Source organism: Endozoicomonas sp. SESOKO2 (assembly GCF_024606245.1).
Lineage (GTDB): Bacteria > Pseudomonadota > Gammaproteobacteria > Pseudomonadales > Endozoicomonadaceae > Endozoicomonas_A.
The window spans coordinates 1-4,310 of the sequence record NZ_JAHHPQ010000684.1; the positions used below are offsets into that span (position 1 = coordinate 1).

The following is a 4,310-nucleotide window of genomic DNA, read 5'->3' on the forward strand; positions in this document are numbered from 1 at the left end:
TCCATGACACATTGATGCAGGCTCATGCCGCAGCGGTTGAGCGACAGCTCAATGACTACTGGGTTAAACCTTCAGCCTTTCTGGCACAGGCGGTCACCTGGTACTTCTCCAGCTACAAACCTCTACTGGTAACCCGGACCGCCCCGGAAGCTGTCAGGCTGTCTCTCTCAAACATGGCGTTCCTCTATCTTCTGGACCTGACCAACCGGGGCGATTACACGCACAGGATGCTCACACCTTTCCAGCACTGGCTGGAACGCTACGGTGTTGATCTTGACCGAACCGGCCAATATGCCTTCCACACCGGCATTGAACAAGTCACTGAATTGGGCGGACTGACAATGCCTTTCGGCAAAGCCGCTTCCTCAGTTATTCTGCTGAAAACCGGCTCTATGCTGTTTAACAGACAATACAACGCCAACCCCCATAGATATCGCAGCCTTTTCCGTCTGGTGCCCGAAATCGTGAAATCCATGACTTCCGGACAAGGAGTTCAGGTACCGCTGCTGCACAGGATCACACCAGATAAAGTGAAAAGCCTGGCTTCTGTCACAGCCGGTCTGGTGCTGGGCCCGGTAGCCACGGCCGGATCATACGCCCACGGCCTTTTATCTGGGTTTACCTACGCTCAAACCTTCGGATTTGCTCTGGCGTCGAGTCTCACTTTTGACTTCTTCATGAACGACAACAAGGTACTCACTCAGTGGCTCGGCGGACCACTGGGCCGTAGTCTTGACAAGCTCAATCGCTGGAGAAGCGTGGGTGAAACGGAATCTGACTATGCGAAACGTGCTGCCACTGCCACACCTCAACGCTTCAATGAAACGGATGAAGAGTATGCCAACCGTGTTAAAGCAAACAAAGTGATGCATGGCTGGACCAGAAACGAGAATTATCTTCAGTTCCGTGAACGACGTGATCGCTCTATGAAGATGTATGAGCATGGCTGGGAAAAATACTTCAGGGATAATGTACCTAAATGGTCATTCTCCCATGCAGAAAGTATTCCGTACTCTTACACTCTGGGTGCCTTCTACGAATGGTTGGCAAAAGGGCATCTGTAGTGATTTCTTTCAGGTCGTCGGGCCATCGATCAAACCCTGTTATAAGGCATGCATGAATGTATTCCTGCTCTGAAAAAACAACTCAATTTTACTGGCATTGGACTTTGCCACTGTGAACTAAATTCGCTCAACGGCTCACCGGATTGGCCACTGTGAACTAAATTCACTCAACAACTTACCGGAACAGCCTTGAGCTATTGACAGCCCAGAGTTACTGGAAGTTGCTCTCTCAACTGGTGTAAACATCACTTTTCACGGTATAGAAAGTTATCAGCCTTGAGGTAGTCGAATGACACATGCTCGCCCCCATGCACTGAACCTGGCAGTGGCCGTTGCAATCAGCTCTTCCATCATTGGCACGCAGGCACTGGCGGAACGCAGACTGCAGACAAAATCCATCGATATTGCGGGCAATGGTCATACAGAGTTTACCCAGAGTGAGGTCATGGTTCAGCCCACTTTAGGTGATGACCAGCAGCCAATACCCAAATCCTTTACCACCACCTACCCTGACCAGGCTCAAGCCACAGCGGGCTATAACATGCCTTCCGAAGGCTTCACAGACGTCCTTTCCGGCATCGCCGGTGGCGTTTCCACTGTTGATCTGTTTGAAACAGATGACAATGACATTGCTCAGAAATACACCAAAGTCCTCAAGATTGGTAATGAGGGGGTCTTCAGATTCACCCATAATCTGGCAGAAAAGAATCTGCTCATTGAAGTCAGATTCAGAATGACCCAACAAGATTCCATTGGGGCAGTTCGCGCTCAACTAGGCGACACCCAAACATTAGAGCCATTTACAGAAATTGCGTGCCCTGAGCATCTGGTCGGTGTGCTAAAAGGTGCGAGTGAAAAAGCAGGAAACCTTGGCGAAGTTGATCACTATGTTGCCCTTGCCACCCTCAAAGTAGACAAAGTTAAAGTGAATGGGCGCACCTTCATGCGTCTTATCGCTGCCAGCGTTCAGCCTCCTCAACTGCATCGCCTCGGTCAATCGCTCTTTGTTAATGATGAAGCTCTTTTTGCAGCAGCGACGTCCGCCTACACTCAGGTTCATATTCTGGGGAAAGATTTACAACAGAGAGCCCTGAATGATCTGTTGTCATACAATAAACCCGTCGGCTACGTTGTACACGTTGAGGATGAGAGCCAGTCTTATCCTGTGCCGGCGGGTTATCCAAAACTGGAAGTGACTGAGGCTCCGGGGGATATTATTGTTTTCCGTGGTCAGAAACAGAATCCGGCCGATCTCGCTTTTGTTGAAGGTTTCTATAAGCTCTGGGAAGAAGACGATGTCAATAACCCTAAACCTCCGGTAGCAACACAGGTAAAAAAAGACAAGGTCAAAGGCTACCATTACGTCATTCGAAGCAAACAGATGGCATTACTCGAGGAGATCGCTGCAAAGCACGATGCCCAATATGGCATAGATAAACTGATTACGCTTATGTACTATGAATCTCTCAAGCAGGCATTGGCAAGTGCTGCTCCAGATCAGGCAGATGAATTTGAATTCACAATAAGACACATTAGAGTCGCTTCATCGGTCGTCACGCCAACCCTGATGCATCATCAACTCGTAAAAAACTTCAGTTTCAAACCTACACTTACCAATCTTCTGAATAACCGGTTCTTTGTTTGGGATATTGAGAATACGGTATCTGTTGTCAGCGGCATCAACCTGGCGCAGGCTAACGCTCTTGGGGACGACGAAAGGTTTACTTCCAAAATCCTCGGCGACGTTCTCAGACAGCTGATTGAGATGGAAAACGAGCAGTCAAAGCCAGAGGGAGAAGAGGGCGGAGACACCGTCCTTAACAACCAGTTAAAGAGAGTCATTGCCAGTGACAAAGAAAAACACCGAACGCTTCAGCAAGCCCTGCACAGGGTCATTCAGCTGCACCTTCAGCAGCAGGCAGATGAGGTCGTTCAACCACCTGTTCAGAATCAACAAAAAAAGGAAGAACAGAAAAATGGGTCATCAAAACGTCATCATGAAGTCAAACGAACTCCCGTGCCGAAACAACCAGTTCGTAATTCCCGGCCAGTTGCTACAAGAGTTCAAAACGCTCCGGGGGCAGTAAAGCTGCCTGCGATTGAAGGCCCGTCCGGAATTACTCCGGCCCATGAAAACGACCTGGATGCCCGCTTTAAGACCGTTCAACCTCACCTGCCACACAAGAAAGAACTCACTGATACGGTTATTCATAATTACCTGGCTGACATTGAAATTCTGCTCGGTCTGGTCCCGGACAATAAAAAAGACCCGAAAGTGCGTCATCAGGCCATAAAGCAACACCTCAAACGGCAAGCAACACGAATCAACCAGCTTAGAAACGAGATAGTGTTGACGACGGAGAAAGCTACTGCCAGTGAAAAAGAAAAGCTCAGAGCACTTCAACTCAAGCAACAAATTAAAGATGAGCTTCTACAAGTTCGTAAGGAGAAGGAAGAACTGCAAAACCAGTCACAGATACTTCAGCAGAAAATCGAACAAATTCCAAAGCTGGTACAACAAGTTCGTGATGCCAGAGCAGATGCCACTAAAGCTCGAAACGCTCAACTGGCAGCAGAGCTTGAGATTAATGATTGGGATGATACCCAACCACCCGGGGAACAAGCCAGACTCATCCGACAGGAAATTCATAAAATCAAACAATTGCTGCCCGCAACAGAACAGCTTGATGAAGAAGCAGTAAAAGCAAAACCGGCGACTACCGGAGGCAAGCGCAGTATTACTTTGATCAATGAAAATGATATGGCTGCCCTTCCGTTCATTCCACAGCCGCTGCAACCAAACGAAGAACTATCCGATGAGGAAGCTCGGGAAAGACTGGCTTTTTTTGAAGGTAAGCTCAGCCTTATTCCGGAAAACAAGGATGATCTTGAAGCCCGCCATCAGCACCTGCAGAAGTGCATTAAGCAGCAGTTCTTTGAGGTCTTTCGACAAGATTTTCAGAATCAACAAGATTTGGCAAAACGGAGAAAATGGTTACATCCTGTCCAGGACGAAATCGATCGAATTCCAATGCAGAGAAAAGGAGCTCATGAAGCACTAGCAAGCAGACAAGGGGCAGCAGCGCTTGAAATTGATAATCGGGATGATACCCAGCCATCAGAAAAACAAGCCAGACTCATCATAGAGAAAGTTTATGAAATCAAGCAACCGGAAACTGTAACACCGCTTACCTCAACACCGGTTGCCCTAACATCCATTGCCCCAACATCCATTGCCTCAACACC

2 protein-coding genes are annotated in these 4,310 nt (G+C 48.3%); both read left to right on the forward strand.

Going from position 1 to position 4,310, the window contains the following annotated elements; all coding sequences use genetic code 11:
- The coding region (locus KDK17_RS16795; RefSeq protein ID WP_257288598.1) for a hypothetical protein at positions 1-1,064 on the forward strand (1,064 nt) is incomplete at its 5' end.
- A gap of 289 nt (positions 1,065-1,353) precedes the next feature.
- Positions 1,354-4,310 (forward strand): hypothetical protein (locus tag KDK17_RS16800; protein WP_257288599.1); only part of this gene is annotated, 2,957 nt, incomplete at its 3' end.